At 67.7% G+C, this 25,420-nt stretch carries 25 protein-coding genes and 1 pseudogene; 12 read left to right on the top strand and 14 right to left on the bottom strand.

The window, feature by feature from the left end:
• Positions 1–98: 98 nt before the first annotated feature.
• The 4 genes and pseudogenes from QUE68_RS26815 (at position 99) to pe (ending at position 7,585) form a co-directional block, all read left to right on the top strand.
• The gene (locus QUE68_RS26815; protein WP_286274695.1) at positions 99–1,520 is read left to right on the top strand and encodes a condensation domain-containing protein; all 1,422 of its coding nucleotides are present in this window, start codon (positions 99–101) and stop codon (positions 1,518–1,520) included.
• 13 nt (positions 1,521–1,533) lie between these two features.
• A complete protein-coding gene (locus tag QUE68_RS26810; RefSeq protein WP_284234176.1) occupies positions 1,534–4,551 on the top strand; it encodes an MMPL/RND family transporter in 3,018 nt (1,005 codons plus the stop codon).
• A 112-nt stretch (positions 4,552–4,663) separates the two neighbouring features.
• Positions 4,664–6,404, top strand: a pseudogene (locus tag QUE68_RS26805) (AMP-binding protein).
• Between the two features lie 47 nt (positions 6,405–6,451).
• Positions 6,452–7,585, top strand: coding sequence for an acyltransferase PE (pe, locus tag QUE68_RS26800; protein WP_284234174.1), 1,134 nt, complete (start codon positions 6,452–6,454; stop codon positions 7,583–7,585).
• A gap of 8 nt (positions 7,586–7,593) precedes the next feature.
• Here pe and QUE68_RS26795 read toward each other — a convergent pair whose 3' ends face one another.
• A complete protein-coding gene (locus QUE68_RS26795; RefSeq protein WP_284229676.1) occupies positions 7,594–8,241 on the bottom strand; it encodes a GAP family protein in 648 nt (215 codons plus the stop codon).
• Between the two features lie 181 nt (positions 8,242–8,422).
• On the opposite strand from QUE68_RS26795, the gene QUE68_RS26790 reads away from it, so the two are divergent.
• Entirely contained in the window at positions 8,423–8,908 is a 486-nt protein-coding gene (locus QUE68_RS26790; RefSeq protein WP_284229674.1) for a flavin reductase family protein, read from the top strand.
• A 9-nt stretch (positions 8,909–8,917) separates the two neighbouring features.
• Here QUE68_RS26790 and QUE68_RS26785 read toward each other — a convergent pair whose 3' ends face one another.
• From QUE68_RS26785 to QUE68_RS26765, 5 genes are all read right to left on the bottom strand, one after another.
• Positions 8,918–9,073 carry a hypothetical protein gene (locus QUE68_RS26785; RefSeq protein WP_284229672.1) on the bottom strand — a complete coding sequence of 52 codons (156 nt, stop codon included), beginning with the start codon at positions 9,071–9,073 and terminating at the stop codon, positions 8,918–8,920.
• Positions 9,074–9,193: 120 nt separating this feature from the next.
• Complete coding sequence (locus QUE68_RS26780) at positions 9,194–9,943, bottom strand: succinate dehydrogenase/fumarate reductase iron-sulfur subunit (protein WP_284229670.1); 750 nt, start codon at positions 9,941–9,943, stop codon at positions 9,194–9,196.
• Position 9,944: 1 nt separating this feature from the next.
• Entirely contained in the window at positions 9,945–11,921 is a 1,977-nt protein-coding gene (locus tag QUE68_RS26775) for a fumarate reductase/succinate dehydrogenase flavoprotein subunit (protein WP_284229668.1), read from the bottom strand.
• 32 nt (positions 11,922–11,953) lie between these two features.
• Positions 11,954–12,772, bottom strand: a complete 819-nt coding sequence (locus QUE68_RS26770) for a hypothetical protein (RefSeq protein WP_284229666.1) — start codon at positions 12,770–12,772, stop codon at positions 11,954–11,956.
• Between the two features lie 41 nt (positions 12,773–12,813).
• The gene (locus QUE68_RS26765; protein ID WP_284229664.1) at positions 12,814–13,119 is read right to left on the bottom strand and encodes a hypothetical protein; all 306 of its coding nucleotides are present in this window, start codon (positions 13,117–13,119) and stop codon (positions 12,814–12,816) included.
• Between the two features lie 116 nt (positions 13,120–13,235).
• Between QUE68_RS26765 and QUE68_RS26760 the strand changes: the two genes are divergently transcribed.
• The 5 genes from QUE68_RS26760 to nirD all read left to right on the top strand — a co-directional run bounded on the left by QUE68_RS26760 (position 13,236) and on the right by nirD (position 17,974).
• Positions 13,236–13,994, top strand: a complete 759-nt coding sequence (locus QUE68_RS26760; protein ID WP_284229662.1) for an isocitrate lyase/PEP mutase family protein — start codon at positions 13,236–13,238, stop codon at positions 13,992–13,994.
• A 68-nt stretch (positions 13,995–14,062) separates the two neighbouring features.
• Positions 14,063–14,581 carry a hypothetical protein gene (locus QUE68_RS26755; RefSeq protein ID WP_284229660.1) on the top strand — a complete coding sequence of 173 codons (519 nt, stop codon included), beginning with the start codon at positions 14,063–14,065 and terminating at the stop codon, positions 14,579–14,581.
• 44 nt (positions 14,582–14,625) lie between these two features.
• Positions 14,626–15,003 carry a hypothetical protein gene (locus tag QUE68_RS26750; RefSeq protein ID WP_284229658.1) on the top strand — a complete coding sequence of 126 codons (378 nt, stop codon included), beginning with the start codon at positions 14,626–14,628 and terminating at the stop codon, positions 15,001–15,003.
• A gap of 96 nt (positions 15,004–15,099) precedes the next feature.
• Positions 15,100–17,607 carry a nitrite reductase large subunit NirB gene (gene nirB / locus QUE68_RS26745; protein ID WP_284229656.1) on the top strand — a complete coding sequence of 836 codons (2,508 nt, stop codon included), beginning with the start codon at positions 15,100–15,102 and terminating at the stop codon, positions 17,605–17,607.
• Positions 17,608–17,617: 10 nt separating this feature from the next.
• A complete protein-coding gene (nirD, locus tag QUE68_RS26740) occupies positions 17,618–17,974 on the top strand; it encodes a nitrite reductase small subunit NirD (protein ID WP_284229654.1) in 357 nt (118 codons plus the stop codon).
• Here nirD and QUE68_RS26735 read toward each other — a convergent pair.
• The 8 genes from QUE68_RS26735 to QUE68_RS26700 all read right to left on the bottom strand — a co-directional run bounded on the left by QUE68_RS26735 (position 17,971) and on the right by QUE68_RS26700 (position 24,682).
• Entirely contained in the window at positions 17,971–18,846 is an 876-nt protein-coding gene (locus tag QUE68_RS26735; protein ID WP_284229652.1) for a hypothetical protein, read from the bottom strand. The two genes, nirD and QUE68_RS26735, sit on opposite strands and share 4 nt — an antisense overlap.
• Before the next feature lie 49 nt (positions 18,847–18,895).
• A complete protein-coding gene (locus QUE68_RS26730) occupies positions 18,896–20,053 on the bottom strand; it encodes a uroporphyrinogen-III synthase (RefSeq protein ID WP_284229650.1) in 1,158 nt (385 codons plus the stop codon).
• Between the two features lie 138 nt (positions 20,054–20,191).
• A complete protein-coding gene (locus tag QUE68_RS26725) occupies positions 20,192–20,689 on the bottom strand; it encodes a GNAT family N-acetyltransferase (RefSeq protein ID WP_284231413.1) in 498 nt (165 codons plus the stop codon).
• An 80-nt stretch (positions 20,690–20,769) separates the two neighbouring features.
• Positions 20,770–21,642 (bottom strand): 5-oxoprolinase/urea amidolyase family protein, encoded by an 873-nt coding sequence (locus QUE68_RS26720; RefSeq protein ID WP_284229648.1) that lies wholly within the window; start codon positions 21,640–21,642, stop codon positions 20,770–20,772.
• Positions 21,639–22,283, bottom strand: a complete 645-nt coding sequence (locus QUE68_RS26715) for a 5-oxoprolinase subunit B family protein (protein WP_284229646.1) — start codon at positions 22,281–22,283, stop codon at positions 21,639–21,641. Before QUE68_RS26715 ends, QUE68_RS26720 begins: the two co-directional genes overlap by 4 nt.
• A 7-nt stretch (positions 22,284–22,290) precedes the next feature.
• Positions 22,291–22,911: a queuosine precursor transporter gene (locus QUE68_RS26710; RefSeq protein WP_284231411.1), complete on the bottom strand. Its 621-nt coding sequence runs from the start codon at positions 22,909–22,911 to the stop codon at positions 22,291–22,293.
• 84 nt (positions 22,912–22,995) lie between these two features.
• A complete protein-coding gene (locus QUE68_RS26705; protein WP_284229643.1) occupies positions 22,996–23,976 on the bottom strand; it encodes an ABC transporter substrate-binding protein in 981 nt (326 codons plus the stop codon).
• A 34-nt stretch (positions 23,977–24,010) separates the two neighbouring features.
• On the bottom strand, positions 24,011–24,682 hold the full coding sequence (locus QUE68_RS26700; protein WP_284229641.1) for a hypothetical protein: 672 nt from the start codon (positions 24,680–24,682) through the stop codon (positions 24,011–24,013).
• Positions 24,683–24,852: 170 nt separating this feature from the next.
• Between QUE68_RS26700 and QUE68_RS26695 the strand changes: the two genes are divergently transcribed.
• Both QUE68_RS26695 and QUE68_RS26690 read left to right on the top strand, forming a co-directional pair.
• Positions 24,853–25,137, top strand: a complete 285-nt coding sequence (locus QUE68_RS26695) for a GlsB/YeaQ/YmgE family stress response membrane protein (protein ID WP_284229639.1) — start codon at positions 24,853–24,855, stop codon at positions 25,135–25,137.
• Between the two features lie 11 nt (positions 25,138–25,148).
• Positions 25,149–25,370, top strand: coding sequence for a hypothetical protein (locus QUE68_RS26690; RefSeq protein WP_284234753.1), 222 nt, complete (start codon positions 25,149–25,151; stop codon positions 25,368–25,370).
• Positions 25,371–25,420: the final 50 nt, after the last annotated feature.

Raw genomic sequence — 25,420 nt, 5'->3', positions numbered from 1 at the left:
TCGCGGTCAGTCCCGGGGGCCTCGACGAGGGTATGTTGGGCCCCGCCACGGTGCTGCCGGACTGGGGCCGGCAACCGGCCAACCTGGGAGGACGAAGTTTGCGGATCGGTGATATCACGATTGGCGCTCTGCACGAATGGGCGGTGGATTCTGGTGCGGTGACGTCGTGGCATCCGACGGCGGCGTCGGCGGACAAGGCCCGTCGAGCAGCGGTTAGCCCGGTTCCGGTCAGCTACATGCAGAGCCAGCACCTGCGCAACTACTGCGAACGCGAGGCCGCGGGATCGAACTTCTCCCGGCAGATCATCGCCAGCTGTGACATCGCCGGGCACTGCGACGTCGCCGCCATGGATCACGCCGTCAACGCCTACCTGCGTCGGCACGACACCTTCCGGAGCTGGTTCGAACAGACCGATGCCGGTGAGTTCACCCGCCGTGCCATCGACGATCCGGCCGATATCGAGTTCGTGCCGATCGATCAGGGGCACATGACGGCCGACGAGATCCGAGCGCACGCCACGAACATCCCGAATCCGCTGGAGTGGGGTTGCTTCACCTTCGGAATCGTTCAGTACGACGACCACTTCAACTTCTTCGCCGCCATGGACCACGTCCACGGGGATGCGACGCTGATCGGCACGACCATGATGGAAGCCAACGGGATGTATTCGGCGCTGAGCGCAGGCGGTGCGGCCCTGGCGCTCCCGGATGCCGGTAGCTTCGACGACTTCTGCATCCGCGAGCGGGAGTACACGTCGGGGCTGACGCCGGGTTCACCCGGTGTCCGCAGGTGGATCGACTTCGCCGAGAACAACGGTGATGGCTTTCCGGAGTTCCCGCTGCCGCTCGGCAACCCGAACGAGGCGACCGCCAGCGATATGACCAGCCACGTCTTGATGGACGCGGCGCAGACGGAACGTTTCGAAGCGGCCTGCGCTGCCTCGGGTGCGCGCTTCGTCGGCGGGTTGTTCGCCTGTCTGGGATTGGTCGAACACGAACTCACCGGTGCCCTGACCTACTACGGACTCACCCCACGGGATTCCAGAACCGCCGGTGACAACTTCATGACCCAGGGTTGGTTCACCGGGTTGATACCGATCGTCGTCCCGGTGGCGGCGACCTCGTTCACCGAAGCCGCGGCGGCAGCGCAGGCGTGTTTCGACTCGAGCCTGGACATGGTGCGCGTGCCGTACTACCGCGTACTCGAGCTGGCGCCGTGGTTGAGCTGGCCACGGCCGAACTTTCCGGTGTCGAACTTCCTGCACGGGGGCGCGGCGCCGCTCAACGCCGTCCTCGCGGCGAGCGCCATGGGCCTCGCCAACAACATCGGCATCTACCCCGACGGGCGGTTCTCCTACCAGTTGACCATCTACATCTTCCGGTACGGGGAGGGCACGGTCATGGCGATCATGCATCCCGACAACCCGGTCGCCAAGAAGTCGGTCACCCGCTACATGACGGCGATGAGCTCCGTCACCGGGCGGGTCGCCGACAGCGGTCACTGGGGACGCGTCGCGTGACGATGAGGCCGATATGCGTCGGCTGACCGATCTGGTGGTGCGGTGGCCACTGGCGGTGATCGGGCTGTGGATCGCGATGGCGATCGCCCTTCCGCTGTCGGTCCCGTCCCTTGGCGAGATGGCCCAGAAGCATCCGCTGGTCATCCTTCCCGGTGATGCACCGTCGAGCGTCACCGCGCAGAAGATGACCGAGGCGTTCAAGGAGCCCGGTTCGGGCAACCTCCTCGTCATCGCCCTCATCAACGAAACGGGTTTGACGCGCGCCGACGAGACGGTCTACCGATCGCTGGTGGACGCGATCCGCGATGACGTCAGAGACGTCGTGACGGTGCAGGACTTCGTCAGCACACCGCAGCTGCGGGGTTTCATGACGAGCGAGGACAAGACCACCTGGGTGTTGCCGGTCACTCTCGAGGGTGAGCTGGGCACGCCGCGGGCCTTCGAGTCCTTCACCCGCGTCGCCGACATCGTCGAGCACAACGTCCCCAACGGTGGTTCCGGAGCCGGCGACGGACTGTCCGTACAGATCACCGGCCCAGCCGCCACCGTCGCAGACCTCACGGTCGCCGGTGAGACGGACCGCCTTCCCATCGAAATCGCGATCGCCGTCCTGGTCCTCCTGGTGCTACTGCTGGTCTACCGCAGCGCGGTCACGATGCTGCTGCCGCTGGTCACCATCGGGGGCTCACTGGTGATCGCGCAGGCGCTGGTGGCGGGCTACTCCGAACTCACGGGGTCGGGCGTATCCAATCAGTCCATCGTCTTCCTGAGCGCGATCATGGCGGGCGCCGGAACGGACTACGCGGTCTTCCTGATCAGTCGCTATCACGACTACATTCGGTCCGGCGCCGAGCCCGAACAGGCCGTCAAGGCCGCGATGACGTCGATCGGCAAGGTGATCACCGCGTCGGCGGCCACGGTCGGTCTGACCTTCCTCTGCCTGAGCTTCGCCAAGATGGGCGTGTTCAAGACCGTCGGGGTGTCCTCGGCGATCGGGATCGGTGTCGCCTACCTGGCCGGGGTGACGCTGCTGCCGGCGATTCTGGTGCTCGCCGGACCACGCGGGTGGGTCAAGCCGCGTCGTGAACTGACCACGCGGTTCTGGCAGCGATCCGGGATCCGGATCGTGCGCAAGCCGGTGCCGCACCTGGTGGTCAGCCTGCTCGTGTTGGCAATCCTGGCCAGCCTCGCGACGGTCGCGCACTTCAACTACGACGATCGCAAGGTGGTGGCGTCGTCCGCGCCGAGTTCGATCGGTTACACCGCCCTGGAACGGCACTTCCCGATCAGCCAGGCCATCCCCGAGTACATCCTCGTCCAGTCACCGCACGACCTGCGCTCACCGCAGGCGCTCGCGGATCTCGAGCAGATGGCCTCACGCGTCGCCCAGCTCCCGAACGTCGGACTGGTCAGCGGTATCACCCGGCCCCTTGGGGAGGTTCCGCGCGAGTTCAGGGCCACCTATCAGGCGGGCATCGTGGGTGATCGGCTGGCCACGGGCTCGGCCGAGATCGGCCAGCGCGGCGGTGACCTCAAGCGGCTCGCTGCGGGAGCCAACACGTTGGCCGACAGCCTCGGGACCGTGCGCGCCCAGGTCAACCAGATGGCGCCGAGCATCCAGAGTCTGCTCGACGCGTTCTCCGCCATGAAGAGCAAGGACGGTGGCGACAAGCTGGTGCGGGACGTCGAGTCCGCCGCCAGGCTGGTCAAGGCCCTCAACCGGCTCGGCAACTCCATGGGCGTGAACTTCGCGACCGCCAGGGACATGTTCGGCTGGATCGGCCCGGTTCTGGTTGCGCTACAGGGCAATCCGGTGTGCAACGCCGATCCCTCCTGCACGGACACGCGCAACCAGTTCGAGCGGCTCGCCGCGGAGCGGGACTCGGGAGCCCTCGACGAGGTAAACGCCGCCGTACAGCAGTTGGCGAGCACCGGTGACAAGGAGACGCTGTCGGCGACGGTGAACAAGCTCAACGGCGCGTTGGCGAGCTTCTCCAAGGCGGCGAAGGCAGCGGGGCTGGACAAGCCCGGCGGTCCTCAGAGCAGCCTGACCCAGCTGCAACAGGGTGCCAACCGCTTGGCCGGCGGCAGCAAGGACGTCGCGGGCGGCGTCGACCAGCTCGTCGATCAGGTCGCGGTGATGGCCGACGGACTCGACCAGGCGTCGGCGTTCCTGCTGTCGATGCGGTCCGACGCCGCCAACCCGTCGATGGCGGGCTTCAACATCCCACCCGAGGTGCTCGGTCTGGCGGACTTCAAGAAGGCCTCCGCGGCGTACATCTCACCCGACGGACACTCGGTGCGCTACCTCGTCCAGACGAAGCTGAACCCGTTCAGCTCCGAGGCGATGGATCAGGTCAACCAGATCTCCGACGTCGCCCGCGGCGCTCAACCGAACACCGCGCTGTCCGATGCCACGATCTCGATGGGTGGCTTCCCCGTCGCGCTGCGGGACACCCGTGACTACTACGAGCAGGACATCCGGTTCATCATCGCCGCGACGCTCATCGTCGTCCTGCTGACCTTGATGGTGGTGCTGCGGTCGCTCATCGCGCCGCTCTATCTCGTCGGCTCGGTGGTGATCTCGTACTTCGCGGCCATCGGCGTCGGCGTTCTGGCGTTCCAACTGATCCTCGGGCAGCAGCTGCACTGGAGCGTGCCGCCGTTGGCGTTCGTGGTGCTGGTCGCGGTCGGTGCCGACTACAACATGCTCTTCGTATCGCGGATGCGGGAGGAATCTCAGCGCAGCGTGCGCTACGGGATCATCCGTACGCTGCGGTCCACGGGTGGCGTCATCACCGCGGCGGGACTCATCTTCGCCGCGTCGATGGCCGGGCTGCTGTTCTCCAGCATCGGCATCGTGGTCCAGAGCGGTTTCGTGATCGGGGTCGGGATTCTGCTGGACACCTTCGTGGTGCGCACCATCACGGTGCCGGCCATCGCGACGCTGGTCGGGCGGGCGAATTGGTGGCCGTCCCGGGTGGGCGACCGGGAGTCGACGCAGCGGGCGCCGACGGTCGCGGCGGAATGAGACGCCGCTCGTGAGTTATGTGACACTGAATGAACTCGAGCGGGCTCATGGTGATGCATGAAGGCTGCCGCCGTCGAATGGGACGACTGAGTATGGAAATAGCGTGACGTCGATACCAAGCTCCTCGATACTCGCGATGCTGCACGGGCGGGCCAGTATGCGCCCGAACGACGTGGCGATGACGTTCACCGACTACACGCGCGACCCCGCGGGTGTCCGGGAGAGCCTCACGTGGTCGCAGCTGTCCCGCCGCACGATGAACGTGGCACGCGAACTCGGCCAGCATGCGTCGGTCGGGGACCGGGCGGTGATTCTGGCGCCGCAGAGCCTCGACTACGTCGCCGCCTTCCTGGGTTCGATGCAGGCCGGGTTGGTCGCGGTTCCGCTCCCGCTGCCGCATCGCGGCTCGACCCACGAGCGCGTGAGCACCGTCTTCGAGGACACGTCGCCCGCGGTCGTGCTGACGACGTCCGCAGTCGCCGACGACGTCGGCGACTACGTCGACCAGTCACGTCTGGACACCGCACCGAGGATCCTCGACATTGATTCGCTGAACCTCGAGTTCGACGGCGGCATGGACGTCGCGACGGTTGACTTTCCCGGCACCGCGTATCTGCAATACAGCTCGGGTTCGACGCGGCTGCCGACCGGCGTCATGATCTCGCACCGCAACCTCCAGGGCGAATTTCGATCAGATCATGCGCGCCTTCTTCGTCGATGCGCAGGGCAGACCCGTCACCGGTGCCACATTCGTCTCGTGGTTGCCCTTCTACCACGACATGGGCCTGGTGCTGGGGGTCTGCGCACCCATCCTGAGCGGGTTTCCCGTCGAGCTGTCCAGCCCGACGGCGTTCTTGGAGAGACCGGCCAGATGGCTGCAGGCGCTCGCTGGCAGTCCCCGCGCCTTCTCGGCGGCACCCAACTTCGCCTTCGACCTGGCCGTCCGCAAGACCACCGAAGGCGACCTCGCCGGGCTCGATCTCGGCGGGGTGCACGGCATTATCAACGGTGCCGAACGCGTCGAGCCGGCCAGCCTGGAACGATTCGCAGATCGGTTTGCGCACTTCGGGTTTCGAGGTCACATGCTGCGTCCGTCGTACGGGCTGGCAGAGGCGACGGTGTTCGTGGCAGCTGGCCTCTGGAGCGATTCGTCGCAGGCCGTCCACTTCGACGTCGACGAACTGTCCGCGGGCCGCGCCCAGCGGTGCGCGGCCGGAGCGGGCTCGGCGCTGGTGCGATACGAAATGCGGCAGTCACCCCTGGTGCGGATAGTCGACGTCGACACGAACCGGGAGTGCGCACCGGACGTGGTCGGCGAGATCTGGGTGCATGGTGACAACGCCGCTGCCGGTTACTGGAGCAGGCCGCCGGAGGAGCAACTGGGCTTCGGCGCGACGCTCGCCGATGCCTCGCCCGGCACGCCCGCCACGCCGTGGCTGCGCACCGGCGACCTCGGCTTCGTCCACGAGGGCGGGTTGTTCATCGTCGGGCGCATCAAGGACCTGCTCATCGTTCGCGGACGCAATCACTATCCCGAGGACATCGAGGCGACGGTCCAGGAGATCACGCGCGGCCGGGTCGCGGCGCTGGCGGTCTCGGTCAAGGGCACCGAGGAGTTGGTGACCGTGATCGAACTCAAGGAGCCCGCCGACCCCGACGCAGGAGTGACGACCTGGCTCAGCGGGATCAGGAGCGACGTCACCTCCGCGATATCCAATGTGCACGGTCTGAACGTCGCGGATCTGGTGCTGGTGCCGCCGGGGTCGATCCCCACCACGACGAGCGGCAAGGTTCGGCGTGCCGCCAGCGCCGAGCAGTACCTGCAGGATCAATTCGCGCGGTTGGACGCCTAGTGGGCTCGGCTTGCACGGCAGACGCGTCATCGAGCATGGGAGTGGGAATGCGGAAAATCGTTGCGACGGTCACCGCTGTGGTAACCGTCGGCGCCGCAGGGTGTTTCGGTGCCGGCAGCGCGGCGGCCGACGATCCGCCGCCGCCCCCCAACCCGCCGGCCAACGGAACACCGACACCGCTGGGAACGCCGGGCCGGGCGTACGCGCTCGGCGGCGCTCACGTGCTGGGCATCCCCTACGACGAATACATCATGAGGACGGGCGCGGACTGGTTCCCCGGGCTGGATCGGCAAATCGTCGACTACCCGGCGGGACAGGTGCAGGGTCACACGCTGGAACGGCTGTTCCCCGGCATCGGGCGGCTCGAGGAGAACTTCCCGGGCCTCGGCATCGACGGTCCCAGCGTCGGCGAGTCGGTCGACGAGGGCACACCCAACGTGATCAACGCGATCAACGCGGGCGGTCAAGGCACGGCGATCGGGCTGTCCGAGGGCGCGATGGTGCTCAACGACGTGCAGAACGAGCTGGCGTACGACCCGGCCGCCCCGCCACCGGATCAGCTGAGCTTCGCCATGTACGGCAACCCCGTGGGCAAGCACGCCTTCGGCGAGAGCTTCCTGACCCAGATGTTCCCCGTAGGCAGCGTGGTCCCGTCCCTCGACTACCGCATCGCGCCCAGGGTCGATAGCCAGTACGACACCTACCAGTTCGTCTCCGCCTACGACAGCATCGCCGACTGGCCGGACCGGCCGGACAACTGGATGAGCGTCGCCAACGCGATCGTGGGTCTGGCGACCGGTCACACCGCGGTGGCCTTCACCAACCCGAGCATGGTGCCGGCGAAGAACATCGTGACGACGGTCAACTCCCGGGGCGCCAAGAACACGACGATCATGATTCCCGAGCAGCACCTTCCGTTGGTGCTGCCGTTCAAGTACCTCGGGGTGCCGACGGAGACGCTGAACCGGCTCGACGCGGTGCTGCAGCCCATGGTCGACGCGGGGTACTCACGCAACGACGATCCGCTGAGCGCGCCGATCACGGTGGATCCGCTGAACGGCTACGACCCGGCCGAGGTCACTGCGCCGGCCACCAAGGCGGCCTTCGGCGGCGGCTCCGATCCCGTGTCGCAACTCCTCGCCGGACTGCAGTACGTGACGAGCCACCAGCCGAAGCCCTAGCGACGGATCTACAGCGTCACCAACCCGACGGTGACGAGGACGGCTCCGACGGTGCCCAGCGTCGCGGCCACCTCGCGGCGGCGCCGCGATCGTACCCACTCGTTGAGTGACGTCATCGCCGCCAATGTGCGTTGCGGTGCAATGAGATACGCGATCAGCGGGATTTCGACGAGCATGAATGCCACGACCTGGAAGAGCATCAGCGCCGCCACCTGCGTCGCGGCGCCGATCCCCGACGCCAGGATGACCGCGAGCACGGCGAGGAAGTCCACCGACGGTAGCGCGATCGCGAGCCCGGCCACCGCCGCGGCCCACAGCGAGCCGCCATGGGTCAGCCGGAGTGCCAACGTCGACGTCCAGCCCTCACCAGCGTCGGCGGGTCGGGGTCGCAGCGCGAGATAGACCGCGACCACCAGCGCCAGTCCGCCGATCGCCAGCTGCACCTTGGGCAGCGTGAAGTGATTGGACTCCATCAGCCGCTGGCGGAGGACGAACAGCACCACCAGGCCGACCGTCGTGCCCATGGCGAACCCGCCGCACAGGAACACGAGCAGCTGCAGTTGCGGTCGTCGGCGGTTCAGCATCAGCACCGTCATCCCGACCCGGAACGGCTCCAGGCTGACGGCGACGGCCATCATCAAGAGCGTGGGCCACATGGCGGTCGACGACGTCCGGCTAGAACGGGTGCGACTGCGTCGGCATGCGCGACAGGTTACCGCCCGTCGGCGCGTTGGATTCACCAGGATTGAGACCCTGCCCCCGGTCTGCCCGCACGACGAAGATGGGTTCTACTGTGTCCTGCCGCCGCGCGCCGTTACATGTGAAGATGGAGGTGTTATGACCGGCACCGATCTGAGTCCGACGTCCCTGCGCGAAGCCTTCGGGCACTTCCCGTCGGGTGTGATTGCCATCGCCGCCCAGTTGGACGGCATTCGGGTGGGGCTGGCCGCCAGCACCTTCGTCCCGGTGTCCCTGGACCCGCCCCTGGTGTCGTTCTGCGTGCAGAACACCTCGACCACGTGGCCGAAGCTGAAGGATCTGCCGTTCCTCGGGATCAGCGTGCTTGGCGAGGCGCATGACGCCGCGGCGAAGACGCTGGCTGCCAAGACCGGTGACCGCTTCGCCGGGCTGGAGACCAGCTCGTCCGACCGCGGCGCGGTGTTCATCCACGGCACCAGCGTGTGGCTGGAGAGCGCGATCGAGCAGGAAGTGGTGGCCGGTGATCACACGATCGTGGTCCTGCGGGTGCACGACATCACCGTGCACGACGACGTCGCGCCGATCGTCTTCCATCGCAGCGCGTTCCGCCGCCTCGGCGGCTGAGCGGCAGGTTCAGGGGCGCTGAGCCAACTCGTCGCGGTACCCGTCGACGCGTCGCTCGAGTTCGGCGGCGTCCTGCGGTCTGCCCTCCTTGCGGGCGAGCTGAGCGCGCAGGGAGAGTTCGCGGATCGCGGTGCGAATGTCGTTGACGCTGATCGTTTCTCGCATGAGTCTGCTGCCTTTCGTCGTTGACTGGCCGCTGTCACGAGCCTACGCCCAACGTGAAGTGGCTGCGAGACTCCCGAAGGAATTTCGCAGCCACTTCACGTTCGCGAGAGGACGCGGACGCTATCGCTTGAAGAGCTTGTCCCCCAGCCACACGATCGGGTCGTACTTGCGATCGGCGACGCGTTCCTTCATCGGGATCAACGCGTTGTCGGTGATCTTGATGTGCTCGGGGCAGACCTCGGTGCAGCACTTGGTGATGTTGCAGTAGCCCAGCCCGAAGTCCTCCTGCGCCATGTCCTTGCGGTCCACGGTGTCCAGCGGATGCATGTCGAGCTCGGCCACCCGCATCAGATACCGCGGCCCGGAGAACGACTCCTTGTTGTCCTCGTGGTCACGCACCACGTGGCAGACGTTCTGACACAGGAAGCACTCGATGCACTTGCGGAACTCCTGGCTCCGGTTCACGTCCTCCTGCTGCATGCGGTATTCGCCCGGCTGCAGATCCTTCGGCGGGGTGAACGACGGGATCTCGCGTGCCTTCTCGTAGTTGAACGACACGTCGGTCACCAGATCGCGCATGACGGGGAAGGCACGCAGCGGCGTGACGGTGACCGTCTCGTCCTCACCGAACGTCGACATCCGCGTCATGCACATCAGCCGGGGCCGGCCGTTGACCTCCGCCGAACACGACCCGCACTTGCCCGCCTTGCAGTTCCAGCGCACCGCGAGGTCGTTGGCCTGGGTGGCCTGCAGCCGGTGGATGATGTCGAGCACGACCTCGCCTTCGTTGACCTCGACGGTGTAGTCCTTCAGCTCGCCGCCCGCGTCGTCGCCGCGCCAGACCCGAAGACTCGCGTTGTAGGCAGCCATGTCAGCCCTTCCGTTCTGGGTGTTCGGTCAATTCGGCGTCGGTGTAGTACTTCTCGAGTTCGGAGAGCTCGAAGACCTCGAGCAGATCCGGTCGCATCGGGACCTGCTCCTCCGGGGCGACGGTGACGCCCGGAACCATGGCCTCGGCGGTCGCCGCCTCCGTCGTGCGGCACACCAGCAGCTTGTTGCGCCAGTCGGCGTCCATCGCCGGATGGTCATCACGGGTGTGTCCGCCGCGGCTCTCGGTGCGCTGCAGCGCGGCCTTCGCCACGCACTCGCTGACCAGGAGCATGTTGCGCATGTCGATCGCCAGGTGCCAGCCCGGGTTGTACACCCGGCCACCCTCGACGGCGACGTTCTGCAGCCGGCCCCTGAGCTCGTCGAGCTTGGCGAGCGCCTCGTGGATCTCCTCTTCCTTGCGGATGATGCCGACGAGATCGTTCATCGACTGCTGAAGCTCGGCGTGCAGCGTGTACGGGTTCTCGGGATTGTCGTGCGGCTCGTACGGCGCCAGCGCCATCTTCTCGGCCTCGTCGAGCGAGTCCTGCGAGATCTTCGGCCGCTCGGGCAGCGCCCGCACGTAGTCCGCCGCCCCGAGCCCGGCGCGGCGGCCGAACACGAGCAGGTCGGACAGCGAGTTGCCGCCGAGACGATTCGAGCCGTGCATGCCACCGGAGCACTCGCCCGCGGCGAACAGACCCGGGGTGGCTGCCCCACCGGTGTCGGGATCGACCTCGATTCCGCCCATCACGTAGTGACAGGTCGGCCCGACCTCCATCTCGTCCTTGGTGATGTCGACCTCGGCCAGCTCGATGAACTGGTGATACATCGACGGGAGTCGGCGCTTGATCTCCTCGGTCGGCATGCGCGAGGCGATGTCGAGGTAGACCCCGCCGTGCGGGGTGCCGCGGCCCGCCTTGACCTCGGCCACGATGGCTCGGGCCACCTCGTCGCGGGGCAGCAGGTCAGGGGTGCGACGGGCGGAGTCGTTGTCCTTGAGCCATTGATCGGCTTCCTCCGCGGTCTCGGCGTACTGGCCCTTGAACACCGGGGGGATGTAGTCGAACATGAACCGCTTGCCCTCGGAGTTCTTCAGCACTCCGCCGTCCCCGCGGACGCCCTCGGTGACGAGGATGCCCTTCACCGACAGCGGCCAGACCATGCCCGTCGGGTGGAACTGGATGAACTCCATGTTGACCAGGCTGGAACCGGCGCGCAGTGCCAGGGCGTGGCCGTCGCCGGTGTACTCCCACGAGTTCGACGACACCTTGAACGACTTGCCGATGCCGCCCGTCGCCAGCACCACCGCGGGCGCCTCGAACAGGATGAAGTTGCCGGTCTCGCGCCAGTAGCCGAAGGCACCGGCGATCTTGCCGGTGGGGCCGCCGGTGGAACCGGTCGCCTCGTGCTCGGCGCTCGCGTTCTCGCGGGGGCCCTTGTCGAGGATCAGGTCGGTGATCGAGCATTCGTGGAAGACCTTGATCCGGGCTTCGTAGTCGCCGAGTTCCCGCATGTCCTCCTGCTGCAGCGAGACGATCTTCTGCTGCAGGGTGCGGATGATCTCCAGCCCGGTCCGGTCGCCGACGTGCGCCAGCCGCGGGTAGGTGTGCCCGCCGAAGTTGCGCTGGCTGATCTTGCCGTCCTTGGTGCGGTCGAACAGCGCACCGTAGGTCTCCAGCTCCCACACCCGGTCGGGGGCTTCCTGCGCGTGCAGTTCGGCCATCCGCCAGTTGTTGAGGAACTTGCCGCCGCGCATGGTGTCACCGAAGTGCACCTGCCAGGAGTCCTTGGAGTTGACGTTGCGCATCGCCGCGGCGCACCCACCCTCGGCCATCACGGTGTGCGCCTTGCCGAACAGTGATTTGGTCACCACCGCAACGCGTTGGCCGCGTTCGCGGGCCTCGATCACTGCGCGCAGCCCTGCACCGCCGGCGCCGATCACGACCACGTCGTATTCGTGCCGTTCTAACTCAGTCATGGGTGATCCTTACTAGTTCTTGAATGATCTTGTCAGCCAACGAATCTCAGGTCCGAGATCGTGCCGCTGGCGACCAGCATGACGTAGAAGTCGGTGAGCATCAGGGTGCCGAGCGTGATCCACGCATACAGCTTGTGCCGGGTGTTGAGCCTGCTCACCTGGCCCCACATCCAGTACCGGACGGGGTGCTTGGAGAAGTGCTTGAGCCGTCCGCCGACGACGTGGCGGCAGGAGTGGCAGGACAACGTGTAGACCCACAGCATCACGACGTTCACGAGCAGGACGATGTTGCCCAGGCCGAATCCGAAGCCGGACGGTGACTGGAACGCCTCGATCGCGTCATAGGTGTTGATCAACGAGATGATCCCGGCGATGTAGAAGAAGTACCGGTGCGTGTTCTGGATGACCAGCGGGAGCCGGGTCTCGCCGGTGTACTTCGCCCGCGGTTCGGCGACGGCGCAGGCGGTCGGCGACTGCCACACCGAGCGGTAGTAGGCGCCGCGGTAGTAGTAGCAGGTCAACCGGAAGAGCAGAAGGAACGGCAGGGACGCCGCCGCATAGGGCAGCCACCACACGTCGGGCAGGATCTGCGGCCAGAAGCCGCTGGCCTCCCCGCATCCCGTGCTGATGCACGGTGAGTAGAACGGGGTCAGGTAGTGGTACTGCGGCACGAAGAAGTGGTCCTGCTGGAACGCCCGCACGGTCGCATAGATGACGAATGCCGCGAAGCCGAGGTCGGTGACCACCGGCGACTTCCACCAGTTGTCGGTGCGAAGCGTGCGCTGTTTGATCTGCGCGCGCGTCGGCGAGAAGACACCGGTGCCGGGGCGGCCGGCGGTGGGTGCGCTCAAGGGTTGTTCCTCACTTCGTCGTGAAATCCGGGGTGGAACGGTCAATCGAACGGCGACGGGCTGACGGGACCGTCGTCGTCCACGTCCTGCCAGAAGTCGCTGGCGTACTGGGTGTCGGGGATTCCGATCTTCTCCCCGATGTGGTGGTGGTGGCTTACCCCTCGCGCAAGGTTCAACTCCTCGGCATCGATGTCGAGCCGGTCGATGTCGTTCTGAATGCGTTCGGCATCGTTGACGATGCGGCGCATCGCAGCGGTGTCGCCGTAGCGTGAAGCCAACGACGAGACGCAACGGCGGAGGCCGCCGATCAACTCGTGTAGCTGGTCGAGTTCGGTGGTAGTGGACAACGGAGTTGACCTCCTTGGGCTGAAGGGTGTCACGGATCACAGTACGACAATCGATGCTAGTCACAGACAGAGATAAGAGTGAGACGGGTCACGTCGAAACAGCGGAGGTCGAAGAAGTGTCGAAAGAGGTTCTTCAAGAGCGGGCGGCGGCGCTGAAGGCGCTGCACGTGTCAGGCAACCCGGTGGTCTTGCCGACGGTATGGGACGCGTGGTCGGCCACGATCGCGGTCGGCGCCGGATTTGCCGCGCTGACCGTCGGCAGTCACCCCGTGGCGGACTCGGTGGGCAAGGCCGACGGTGAGGGCATGTCATTCGACGATCTGACGGCGCGCGTCGCACAGATCACCGGCGCGGTCGACGTGCCCATCTCGGTGGACGTCGAATCGGGGTACGGCGAAACGGCCGAGCGCCTGATCGACGGGCTCCTCGCGGCGGGTGCGGTGGGGCTGAACATCGAAGACACCGTGCACAAGGAGAACAAGCGGCTGCGCACGCCCGAGGAGCATGCCGCGCTGGTCGGCGAATTGCGCGCGGCCTCGGATGCGGCGGGCGTGCACGTGGTCCTCAACGCCAGGACCGACCTCTTCATCAGGGGGGACGGCGACGAGTCCGATCGCGTCGATCGCGCCATCGCCCGCCTGACGCTGGCGGCCGACGCCGGTGCCGACAGCCTGTACCCCGTCGGGCGCCACGATGACGACACCATGCGACGCCTGACGTCCGAACTGCCGCTGCCGGTGAACGCCATCGCGATACCCGACACCGATGATCCCGCGTCGTTCGGCCCGCTCGGGGTCGGGCGCATCAGCTTCGGCCCGTTCTTCCAGCGGGTGCTGTCCGGTCATGCGGAGACGCTGCTGGCCCGCTGGCGCTGACGCGCGCTAGGTTCACCGCAACCGCCTGTGAGTCGTCACCGTTCGGCGGTTCGACCGGAGGTAGTGCGATGCACGTTCACGCAGGAATGCGCGCCCTGACGGCCGTCGCAGCGATCGGCTTCGCGTGCGTCGGTGTCGGGGCCCTGCCGCCGGCGCAGGCCGAGGGTCGAACCCACACGTTCGTGCTGACCCAGCAGCCGCCCGCCCTGCATCCCGTCGACGCGGACATGCCAGGAGCGAGTGTGGCCGATGCGGTGCTGTATGAGTCCGTCATCACCGGGGACCACGGCGAGAACGGCCTGTTGACCGGCTTCCTCATCACCGCGGACGTTCCCGACGCCGAGACCGGTGACGTCGACGCCGACCGGCTCGGCCAGCTGTCCTTCGACCTCGGCGGAGGCAACATGCTGGCGGTGATTGGCGAGTCGACCTACCGCGGCGAGGCCGTCGAGATGACGCCAAGCGCACCACAGTTGCGGGCGGTCGTCGGGGGCACCGGCACCTTCATCGGGTCGCGCGGTCAGGTGGCGACGACTCGCAACGGCGACGGCACCTACCGGCACGAGTTCACCCTGCTGGACGACTGAACGAGTTTCCCCGATGTTCGGCCGGTGGCTCTACCATGCCGGCCGTGGATGACGAGGACGACCGGGAGACGGGCCGTGATCACCCCGCCGTGATCTGGGCCGCGGCGGCCGCGGCCGTAGCGCTGGTCGCGATCCTGGTGGTGGCGGTGATCCGGACCTCGGACTCCTCACACGCGCCCGCGTTCGTTCCACCTGCCCCGTACGTGGACACGACGTCGGCGGCGCCGTACACCACGTCGTCGTCGACGCGGGAGAGCTATGCGGTCCCCAGCGTCCAGACGAGCCAGGATTCGGGTGTACCGCCGATCACCGGGGCGCCCGACGCCGGGCCGGCGCCGGGCGACGAGTCGACCCCGTCGGCACCGGCGACCATCTCCAATCCGTACGGCACGACGACACCCACGAACGCCGGCCACGTCTGAGTGCTCACAGCCCGGTCCGGCGGTGGGTGAGCACACCGTGACGGGTGCTTCACGCGAGGCGACATGACGGCAACGTCGGCTCTCTAGCGTGACGGCATGCCTTTGCAGAAGCGGGTCGTCGTCATCGGGCACGGCATGGTCGGCCACCGGTTCGTGGAGGCCCTGCGGGCGCGCGACGTCTCGGATGTCTGGTGGGTGACCGTCCTGGCCGAGGAGCGCGAGGCCGCCTACGACCGCGTCGGCCTGACCGGTTACACCGAGCACTGGGACCGCGGTCGGATGGCGCTCGCGGGCAACGACTATGCCGGTGACGACCACGTCGAGCTGATCCTGCGGGACCGGGCCACCAGGATCGACCCGGCTGGTCGTTACGTCACGACGGTGTTGGGCCGCAGAATCGCTTACGACGCACTGGTATTAGCCACCGGCTCGTATGCCTTCGTGCCGCCCGTCCCCGGTCATGACCTGCCCCACTGTCACGTCTACCGCACTCTGGACGACCTCGACGGGATCCGCGACGGGGCGCGGCGAGCTGGTGACGCCGCGGCGGGGGTGGTGGTCGGCGGGGGGCTGCTCGGTCTGGAGGCCGCGAATGCGTTGCGCCAGTTCGGGTTGACGCCACACGTCGTCGAACGCTCACCGCGACTGATGAGCCAGCAGCTCGACGAGGCCGGTGGCGCGTTGCTGCAGCGGATGGTCGGGGAACTCGGCATCAGCGTGCACTCCGACGTCGGTACCACCTCCATCGAGGCGGCCGACGGCGGTGTCCGCGTCAACCTGACCGACGGTTCCGCGATCGACGCGGGGGTGGTGATCTTCGCGGCGGGTGTGCGGCCGCGAGACGAACTCGCGCGCGCTGCAGGTATCCCGGTGGCCGACCGCGGCGGGGTGCTCACCGACGCCCGTTGTGCCACCGGCTATTCCGATGTGTATGCGATCGGTGAGGTGGCTGCGATCGAGGGCCGCTGCTACGGGCTGGTGGGCCCGGGCTACACCAGCGCGGAGGTCGTCGCCGACGGGCTGCTCGGCGGCTCCGCGGAGTTCGGCGTCGCCGACATGTCCACCAAGCTGAAGCTTCTTGGTGTCGACGTGGCGAGCTTCGGCGACGCGATGGGTGTCACCCCCGACTGTCTCGAGGTCGTGGTCAACGACGCCGTCAAGCAGACCTACGCCAAACTGGTGCTCTCCGATGACGCCCGCACTCTGCTCGGCGGCATCCTGGTGGGTGATGCGTCCGCCTACGGCATGCTGCGGCCGATGGTCGGCGAGCAACTGCCGGGCGACCCGCTCGCTATCATCGCGCCGGCCGGATCCGATTCAGAGGGAGCGACACTCGGCCTCGGTGCCCTGCCAGCCGCGGCCCAGATCTGCTCCTGCAACAACGTCAGCAAGGGTGATCTCACCGACGCGATCACCGACGGCTGCACGGATGTGCCCGCCTTGAAGAACTGCACCAAGGCGGGCACGTCGTGCGGATCCTGTGTCCCACTTCTGAAACAACTGCTGGAGTCGCACGGCGTGGTGCAGTCGAAGGCGCTGTGCGAGCACTTCGCGCAGTCGCGCGCCGAGCTGTTCGAGATCGTCGCCGCGTCGGGCGTCCGTACGTTCTCGGGCCTCGTCGCACGCTACGGCAACGGAAGTGGTTGCGACATCTGCAAACCCGTGGTCGCCTCCATCCTGGCGTCGACGAGCTCGGAGCACATCCTCGACGGCGAGCAGGCCTCGCTGCAGGATTCCAACGACCACTTCCTGGCGAACATCCAGCGCAACGGCAGCTACTCGGTGGTGCCAAGGGTGCCTGGCGGGGACATCACCGCCGAGCAGCTGATCCTGATCGGCGAGATCGCCCGCGACTTCGGCCTGTACACCAAGATCACCGGCGGGCAGCGCATCGACATGTTCGGCGCGACCGTCGACCAGCTGCCCCTGATCTGGCGCCGGCTCGTCGACGGCGGCATGGAGTCCGGCCACGCCTACGGCAAGGCGTTGCGCACCGTGAAGAGCTGTGTCGGCAGCGACTGGTGCCGCTACGGCCAACAGGATTCGGTGCAGATGGCGATCGACCTCGAGCTGCGGTACCGCGGACTGCGCGCCCCGCACAAGATCAAGATGGGCGTGTCCGGCTGTGCGCGGGAATGCGCCGAGGCGCGGGGCAAGGACGTCGGGGTCATCGCCACCGAGACCGGGTGGAACCTCTACGTCGGCGGAAACGGCGGCGCGACACCACGACACGCGCAGCTGCTGGCCGGCGATCTCGACGACGAGACGCTGATCCGCTACGTCGACCGCTTCCTGATGTTCTACATCCGCACCGCGGACCGACTCCAACGCACCGCGCCGTGGGTGGAGGGCCTGGAGGGCGGCCTGGATCATCTGCGCGACGTGGTGTGCCACGACTCGCTCGGCTTGGCCGCGGAGTTCGAGGACGCCGTCGCCAGGCACGTCGACGGCTACGGCTGCGAATGGAAGGGGGTGCTCGACGATCCCGACAAGTTGTCGCGGTTCGTATCGTTCGTCAACGCGCCCGAAGTCGTCGATCCCACAATCGAATTCACCAAGCGATCCGGCCGGAAGGTGCCCATCGGCATGCCGACGGTCCGGTGAGGGGAGAACCATGACACTGCTCGACGATGCCAGGGAGGTCCGGGTATGGACCTCGGCGTGCGACTACGACCGCCTGCTGCCGGGCCGCGGCGCGGGCGTGCTGCTGCCCGGCGGGGTCCAGGTGGCGGTGTTCCGTCTCGACGACGGTTCGCTCTGGGCGATCGGGAACGTCGACCCGTTCTCGGGTGCGGCGGTGATGTCGCGCGGCATCGTCGGAGACCGTGCCGGACGGCGATGTGTGCAGTCGCCACTCAAGAAGCAGGCGTTCGCGCTGGATGACGGCAGCTGTCTCGACACCCCCGACGTCGTGCTGCCCGTCTACCGGACCAGGATCACCGATGACGGACGCGTCGAGGTGGGCTCCTAGAGCGCGCGCATGAGCCGGCTTGCGTCCTGCTCGACGAGGCCGACCCGGGTCGAGGTGCCCCACAGTTCGACGGTCTGGATCAGCCAGTACGCCGCGAAGCCCGCGATCAGGGCCACCTCGACGACGATGGTCGCGTGGTTGAACCCGTCCAAGAGCTGGTGCAGGCACACGGCCGCCACCAGCGTCAGCCCCATGGCCACCGAGATCGTTTGATAGATCAGCTGGTAACGCCTGCGATGCGGACACTTCTCGGCATCCTGGTTGCCCGCGACGAACGCGGTGATCACCACCGTCAGGATGATCGAGGCGAACATGGCCACCGCGGCGACGCCGTGGGCATTCGCGCGGAACCAGTCGGGTGCCGCGGCCAGGGTGACGACACCCGTCGCGAGCAGCACGCGCTGCCCCCACACCGCCCAGGTGCCGAGCACGCTGCGCCGTGGCATGGTCCCCGTGCGGTGGTACATCCACCACGACGCGGCCCGGGACACCACCAGCGCGATGACGACGGCCCAGGCGTTCGCGATCGCCGACTGGCTGCCGATGTCCAATCGCGCACCCCCGCAAGCTAGTCCGGGTCGCGACGTCGGAACCATCGCGACGACGAAGGCCAGGATGCCGGCAAGGTTCAGCAGGACGTCTTCGGTGTCACTGCTTCCCTTGTAGACGATGAGCATCGCCCCGATGGCGCAGAGCGCCGCGATGAACACGGCGTGCGCGGACGTGAAGTAGTACTCGCTGATGGAGGTCTGCCAGCAGGTGGCCCGCAGGCGTTCTATCACCACCGCCGCGCCGAGCATGACGATCATCACCGCCATGCCGCCGCGCAGATAACGGTAGGTGTCCAGGACCGCACTGCCGCTCATCACCATCAGCGCCGAGCCTACGGTCGTTGCGCGATTTCACGGCCGATCCGCGCAACTACCGTAGCGTCGGCGAGCCCACGGGATGGTCGTCGACGGCCAGGCGGTAGCCGCGCTTCACCACCGTCGACACGATGTGCTTGTCGCCCAGTGCCGTCCGCAGCCGCAGCACCGCCGTTTCGACGGCGTGCGTGTCGGTCCCGCCGCCGGGCAGCGCGTTGAGCAGGTCAGCGCGGGACACGACGTTGCCCGGGCTGTGCGCCAGCGCCCGGATGGTCGCCATGCCGGCGGGGGGCAGATCCTTGACGACGCCATCGACCAGGACGCAGGTACCGCGGATCTCCAGCACGTGACCAGCGACGGTGACCGTCCTGGACTGCAGTAGCGGCAACTCGTCGGTGATGTGGCGGGCCAGCGCGCCGAGTCGCATCCGCTCGGGTGCCGAGGTCGGGACGCCTAGGCGCACCAGCGGACGGGAGGTCACCGGTCCCACGCACATCGCGTGCACGTCGCTACGCAGCGCCGCGAGCACACGGTCCTCGATGCCCATCTCGACGGCCCGCATCAGCGTGGCAGCCACCGCGGGGGCGGAGGTGAAGCTGACGGCGTCGAACTTGTGCTCGGCGACGCCGCAGACCAGCTGGTCGAAGGCCCCGTCGCGTGGGGCGGGGTGCCAGCGGTAGACCCGGATCGGCACGACCTCGGCGCCTGCGGCGCGCAGTTCGTCGAGGAACTCGGGGAAGGGATCCCACTCGGCGGTGGCACCGTGCAGCTGCACGGCGATCCGCAGACCGGAGATGCCGCCCGCGCGTAGGTACTGCAGCACCTCGCGGGAGGACTCCGACTCCGGGGACCACTCCTCGGGCAACCCGGCCGCCCGCAGGGCGCCGGTGGCCTTGGGTCCGCGAGAGACGATGCGGGCCTTGGCCAGTGCGGTGGTCAACTCCGCGGCCAACCCCCAGCCGTCGGCGGCGGCGATCCACCCACGCAGGCCGATACCGGTCGTGGCGACGACCACGTCGGGCGGGGTGGCGATCAGCGCCCGGGTGTGGTCGTGCAGCTCGTCGTCGTCGGGTAGGGGCACCATGGCGATCGCCGCGGCGCTGGTGACCGACGCGCCCCGGCGGCGTAGCAGGGTGCACAGCTCGTCGGCGCGCCGGGCGGAGGTCACCGCCACCCGAAACCCGGTCAGTGGCGCCCAGTCGGGGTCAGGCATACCCCTAGTCAAGGCATCGCGTGTTTCCGGATGGTTACGTGGCCGTTGCCCCCGGGAGTCGCGGCTCTCGTGTCGTGTTTGCGGGGTGAACGTCTGCTCACCCTGGCCCCGACGGTGCCGTGAGGCGCCAGGGGCCGATCACCAGACGTCGCCGTCGCGGTAGTCGCACGCGATCTCGCCGGTGGTGTCGAGGTCGACGCCCAGTGGGAGCACGAACAGCGACCCGTCGTCGTCGGGGGTGGGGGTCGCCCCGGAGGGGGCCAGCACGGCCGTCGTTCCTCGCCACGGCAACCAGCCGCGGTCGGCGTAGATGTGCCGTCCGGCCTCCGACGCGCTGAGCGCACCCAACTGGTAGGCGCCGCGCAACACCTGCTCGAGGGCGTCCATCACGGCGGTCGCGAGGCCCTGCCCGCGCCAGTCCTCCCGCACCGCCACGGCCTCGAGATAGCCGCAGCGCAGCGCGTCGCCTCGATGCAGCAGCCGACGTTGCACGACCGCGCCGTGTGCGACGAGTGCACCACGCACGCAGATCAGCGCGTGCATCCCGCCGAGGGCGTGCTCCCAGTCGGCGTCGGTGAAGTCGGTCTCGCCGTCGGCGAAGGCGTCGACGAGCATCCTGCGGGCGTCCTCGCGCATCTCACCGTCGAGGTCGGACGTGTGAACCAGCCGCGCTGTGTGGAGCACCCCTCGTTCCTACCAGGGGCCGACGCCGATGACTACCGTTCGCGGGGACGCGACCAGTGCAATCGCACGTGCTGTCCTGGTCGCACCTGAGCCACCCGGTCGACGTCGCGATCCGCCACCACACCGATCACCGGGTAGCCACCGGTGACAGGATGGTCGGGGCCGAAGATGACGGGTAAACCGTTGGGCGGCACCTGGATTGCGCCGCGGTCGGTGCCCTCGCTGGGGAGCTGGCGGTCGGTTCGGCGGTGCTCGATGGCGCGGCCCGACAGGCGCATCCCGACGCGGTCACTGCGGTCTGAGGCGACCCAATCGGTGTGCACCAGGGCGTCCGGGTCGCTGAACCAGTCGTCGCGCGGTCCCGGCACGACGAGGAACTCGACCACCCCGCCCCCGATCGTGGCGACCGGTGCCTGGTCGACCTCGGGGAACTCGGCGGTGTGCTCGCCGATGGGCAGCACGTCACCCGGGGAGAGCGGCCGCGGCCCGATCGCCGACAACACGTCATGGCTTCTGGACCCCAGCACCGGCTCGACGTCGATGCCGCCGCGGACGGCGAGGTAGCTGCGAACACCCGCGCGCGGCGTGCCGAAGGTCAGGACCGCACCGTCGTGAACATGGTGAATGCCGTTGATGCCGAACGGGATTCCATCCACCGTCGGACCCGCATCGGCGCCGGTGACCGCGATGGTGACGTCACCGCCACGCACGCGGGCCGAGAACCCACCGAACGTGACCTCGACGGTGGCGCGATCGGGCGGGTTGGCGACCAGCCTGTTGGCCAGCGTGTGGGAACGACGGTCGGCCGCGCCCGACCGGGTGACGCCCAGGTGCGCGAGCCCCGGCCGGCCCAGGTCTTCCAGCAGGGCCAGCGGGCCGGTCGCGAGGATCTCGAGCGATGTCACGTCGACCCCCCGCCGATCGCCCGGAATCGAACCAGGGTGCCGGGTGTCAGGAGCGCGGGCGGGTCGCGGTCGATGTCCCAGAGGACTGCATCGGTGCGTCCGATCAGCTGCCATCCGCCGGGGCTCTCCCGCGGATAGACACCGCTGAATTCGCCTGCCAGGCCAACGGATCCGACGGGGACCCTGGTTCGGGGCTCGGGTCGACGCGGCACGTGAAGGCGCTCGTCGCCACCGACCAGGTACGCGAAGCCCGGCACGAAACCGATGAACCCGACGCGCATCGGCGCGGCCGTGTGGGCCGCCACCACCTGATCGGGGGACAGACCGGTCAGGCGCGCCACGTCGGCGAGATCCTCGCCGTCGTAGACGACGTCGATCGTGACGTCGGCACCCGTCGCCGGCGTCGCGGCCGCTGCCCCCACCGATTGCTCGCGCAACCGATGCAGGTGCGCCCGGGTCGTCGCCTGATACTCCGGGCCGGCGAGCAGGAGCAACACCGTGCGAGACGCCGGCACGATGTCGACGACGCCGCCCGCGTCGGCCACCCGCAGGGCATCGCACCACGCCAGCACGTCGGCGGTGTCGTCCAGGTCGAGCAGCAGCGCCCGGTCGCCGTAGTCGTGCACCGCGCGCAGGGACATCAGCGCCTCACTCCGCGGGCTCGTACGTCGGCTCGTGGCGCTTGACGTAGGCGATCACGCGGTACGTGATGGGCAACAGGACGATCTCGACCGCGGTCTTGTAGAGCCAGCCCAGCACGGCGTAGACGGCGAAGTCGCGGAACGTGCTGATGCCGATCGCACTGGCCGCGATGCTGCAGAACACCAGGGTGTCGCCGAGTTGGCCGGCGAACGTGGACCCGACGAGGCGGGCCCACAGGTGCTTCTCCTTGGTGCGCTCCTTGATCGCCACGACGACCCAGGCATTGATGGTCTGACCGACGATGAAGCCAGCGAGCCCGGCGATGATGAGCTGGGTGTACGCGTGCACGACGTTCTCGAACGCTGCCTGATTCTCGTAGAAGTCGGCGGCGGGCAGATAGATGGTGACCCAGAAGGCCAACGCGGCCAACACGTTCATCGAGAACCCAAGGATGATTGCCCGTCGCGCCGCCTTGAATCCGTATACCTCCGACAGGACGTCGCCGATCACGTAGGTCAGCGGAAAGACGATGAAGCCGCCGTCGGTGATGATCGGTCCAAAGGCCACACCCTTGGTGGCGGTGACGTTCGAGATGATCACCAGCGCCGTGAACACGGCGACGAGCATGGGGTAGTAGGCCGAACCCACCTGTGCGAATGCTGTGCGGAGGTCGGACTTCTCGGGCGTCTGGCTGGTCACCCGGTCATCTTGTCAGGTGAGCACCCGCGAGATCATCGGCGGTAACTGGTCCGCCACGACGGGGTAGGACAACACCGATGTGAATGCCAGTGCGCCCGCCAGCTCCTTGCCGGTGAAGACGTTTCTGTCGTTCTTCGTCGACGTGAGGGTGGCGAACGTCGGATCGGCGAGCAGGGCGGCCCGTTCCTCGTCGCTCTCGGTCTTCCAGACGACCACGTCGGCGGCGTCGAGCACCGACGCCAACTTGGCGCGCGGCACCTGCGCGCGGTCGTCCTCCACGAAGGCGTCGACGCTGTCGGGCACGGCGAAGCCCATCTGCCCGAGGAAGTCCGTGCGCCAGCCGGGCGGGGTGACGTCGTAGGCGTCCTGGTACGCCGTGGCGCTCACCACCACGACCTTCTTGCCGTTGAACGTCGGGTTGTTCTTGCCGACCTCGGTGAACTTGGCGTCCACGTCGGCGATCAGCTTGGTCATCTCGTCGAACTTGAACACGGCCTGACCGATGGTGTTCGCCTGGTCCTTCCACGGTTCGAAGAACGCGCTCTGGCCCGACTGCGCGATGGTGGGGGCGATGGCGGACAGCTTCGTGTAGGTGTCCTGGTCGAGACCGGCGTTGGTGGCGACGATGAGATCTGGTTTCAGAGACGCGATTTGGTCGACCTGGATGCCGTCGTACAGGTTCAGTACGACGGGTTGGGCGGTGCCGAGTCTGGCCCGGGCCCATGGCCACACACCGAACGGTTCCCCGCCGAACCAGTCGGTGACCGCGATCGGCACGACCCCCAGCGCCAGCAGGTCGTCCTGCTCGGTGAACCCGGCACTGACGACCCGGGTGGGCGCCGACGGGATCTTCGTCTCCCCGAAGACGTGCTTGATGGTGACGGACCCGTCGCCGGCAACCGTTCCCGGTTCGTCCGAACCGCAGGCCACGGTCAACATTGCGAGACCCGCCGTGACGGCCAGGAAACTTCGTCGGGAGCAGGTCGGTGGCACTGGCAGAGCGTAAACGGTAACGGGCCGCGGTGGGTCAGTCCTCGTCGGAGAAGTCCTCGAGGTACTCGTCGTCGTAAACCTCGACCGCGTCGCGAATTTCCTCGAAGGCGCGGTCCCAGGATTCGGCGACGGCGGCACGGGCAGCGTCGGCGTGCGCGGCGACGTCACGTCGTTCGCGGCCCAGCGCTTCCCTGACGGCACCACCGCGGGCGGCGATGGTCGCGACGGTGAAGACCGAGTCGAGGGCCGAGCCTGCCACGATGCCCTGCCCCCGCAGGACGGCCTCGGCGACATCCGCGGCACCACACACGACGGCGTTCGGCAGGGTGGCCTGGCTCGTGACGTATTCGCCGATCGCGGTGCGGACCCGGGTGCCCGTTTCGGCGACGACCCCTCGGGTCTCCGCGCGGGTGTGCGCCAGTGCTGCGGGCAATGTTGCGCCAGTGCGGATTTCGTCGATCACGGCAACGGGTGCGTGCACCAGCGCGACGGTGAGCTCGGTGGAGGCGCCGACGAGTTGGGTGCCCAGCCCCTGGCCAGCGACGAGCTGGCGTTCCAGGACCTGGCGGATGACGGCGCCCCGGGTGGGCTCCAGCGCCGTCGCCTCGGGGACGGGTGCGGCGTCCTGAGCGGAGATGACGTCCTGAGCGGAGATGGTGTCGTGGTCGAGGGTGTCGTGATCGGGGGTGGTGTCGTGATCTGGCATGTCGGTTCCTTCCACAGTTGTCGTGGGGACCAGTCCATCCGTCGCGATCGACTCGTGGCGGGCGCGGAGACCAACCGTGGATGAATCCCACGTGGCGGAGGTTGAACCGTGCCCGGGGCGGGTAACGGAGACGAGCACCACCTCGGTGCTTCGAACAAAGGATTTGAACCGTGATCGCAACCATCCTCGGCGCCATCGTCGTCGGCCTCATCGTCGGCGGCCTCGCCAGATTGGTCATGCCGGGCAAGCAGAACATCGGCGTGCTCGTCACGATCGTGCTGGGCGCCCTCGGCTCGTTCCTGGGCACCTGGGTGTCCTACAAGCTCGGCTACTCCAACCAGAACGGTGGATTCAAGATCATCCCGTTCCTCGTCGGGGTCATCTTCGCCGTCGTACTGATCGCCGGGTACCTCGGCATCGTCGGCCGTCGCAGCAGCGCCGGACGCACCAGGTAGGGAGAAGCGACATGTTGGCTCTACTGAGCAGCCCGGTACGCCGGTTCCTCCTGATCACCCTCCTGGTGCCTGCCATCGCGTTCTTGCTGAGCAAGGTCGGCGGTTTCCTGCAGCGCCGCAACGGTGGCGAGCACACCAGGATCTCGCGAGCGCTGGTGTCGGCGTCGGGGTTCCTCCGCCGCCGCGTCGCCAAGAATGACGACCACACCCGGGGTGCGGTTCGCGCGGCCTAATCGGCTGACCGCGACCGCGGTGTCTCGTCGGGGTGCATGCTTGGGGTGCA

It is taken from the genome of Mycolicibacterium sp. TUM20985 (assembly GCF_030295745.1).
Classification (GTDB): domain Bacteria; phylum Actinomycetota; class Actinomycetes; order Mycobacteriales; family Mycobacteriaceae; genus Mycobacterium.
The sequence above is the reverse complement of the archived record's forward strand: the minus strand, read 5'-3'. Positions and strand labels throughout refer to the sequence as shown.

What these genes read in the sequence shown, in the direction of transcription:
- QUE68_RS26810 (WP_284234176.1), top strand. Translation starts at nt 1,534, where the DNA reads ATGCGTCGGCTGACCGATCTGGTGGTGCGGTGGCCACTGGCGGTGATC.
- pe (WP_284234174.1), top strand. Translation starts at nt 6,452, where the DNA reads ATGCGGAAAATCGTTGCGACGGTCACCGCTGTGGTAACCGTCGGCGCC.
- QUE68_RS26795 (WP_284229676.1), bottom strand. Translation starts at nt 8,241, where the DNA reads ATGTGGCCCACGCTCTTGATGATGGCCGTCGCCGTCAGCCTGGAGCCG.
- QUE68_RS26790 (WP_284229674.1), top strand. Translation starts at nt 8,423, where the DNA reads ATGACCGGCACCGATCTGAGTCCGACGTCCCTGCGCGAAGCCTTCGGG.
- QUE68_RS26785 (WP_284229672.1), bottom strand. Translation starts at nt 9,073, where the DNA reads ATGCGAGAAACGATCAGCGTCAACGACATTCGCACCGCGATCCGCGAA.
- QUE68_RS26780 (WP_284229670.1), bottom strand. Translation starts at nt 9,943, where the DNA reads ATGGCTGCCTACAACGCGAGTCTTCGGGTCTGGCGCGGCGACGACGCG.
- QUE68_RS26775 (WP_284229668.1), bottom strand. Translation starts at nt 11,921, where the DNA reads ATGACTGAGTTAGAACGGCACGAATACGACGTGGTCGTGATCGGCGCC.
- QUE68_RS26755 (WP_284229660.1), top strand. Translation starts at nt 14,063, where the DNA reads ATGCACGTTCACGCAGGAATGCGCGCCCTGACGGCCGTCGCAGCGATC.
- nirB (WP_284229656.1), top strand. Translation starts at nt 15,100, where the DNA reads ATGCCTTTGCAGAAGCGGGTCGTCGTCATCGGGCACGGCATGGTCGGC.
- nirD (WP_284229654.1), top strand. Translation starts at nt 17,618, where the DNA reads ATGACACTGCTCGACGATGCCAGGGAGGTCCGGGTATGGACCTCGGCG.
- QUE68_RS26735 (WP_284229652.1), bottom strand. Translation starts at nt 18,846, where the DNA reads ATGGTGATGAGCGGCAGTGCGGTCCTGGACACCTACCGTTATCTGCGC.
- QUE68_RS26730 (WP_284229650.1), bottom strand. Translation starts at nt 20,053, where the DNA reads ATGCCTGACCCCGACTGGGCGCCACTGACCGGGTTTCGGGTGGCGGTG.
- QUE68_RS26725 (WP_284231413.1), bottom strand. Translation starts at nt 20,689, where the DNA reads ATGCGCGAGGACGCCCGCAGGATGCTCGTCGACGCCTTCGCCGACGGC.
- QUE68_RS26715 (WP_284229646.1), bottom strand. Translation starts at nt 22,283, where the DNA reads ATGTCCCTGCGCGCGGTGCACGACTACGGCGACCGGGCGCTGCTGCTC.
- QUE68_RS26710 (WP_284231411.1), bottom strand. Translation starts at nt 22,911, where the DNA reads ATGCTCGTCGCCGTGTTCACGGCGCTGGTGATCATCTCGAACGTCACC.
- QUE68_RS26700 (WP_284229641.1), bottom strand. Translation starts at nt 24,682, where the DNA reads ATGCCAGATCACGACACCACCCCCGATCACGACACCCTCGACCACGAC.
- QUE68_RS26690 (WP_284234753.1), top strand. Translation starts at nt 25,149, where the DNA reads ATGTTGGCTCTACTGAGCAGCCCGGTACGCCGGTTCCTCCTGATCACC.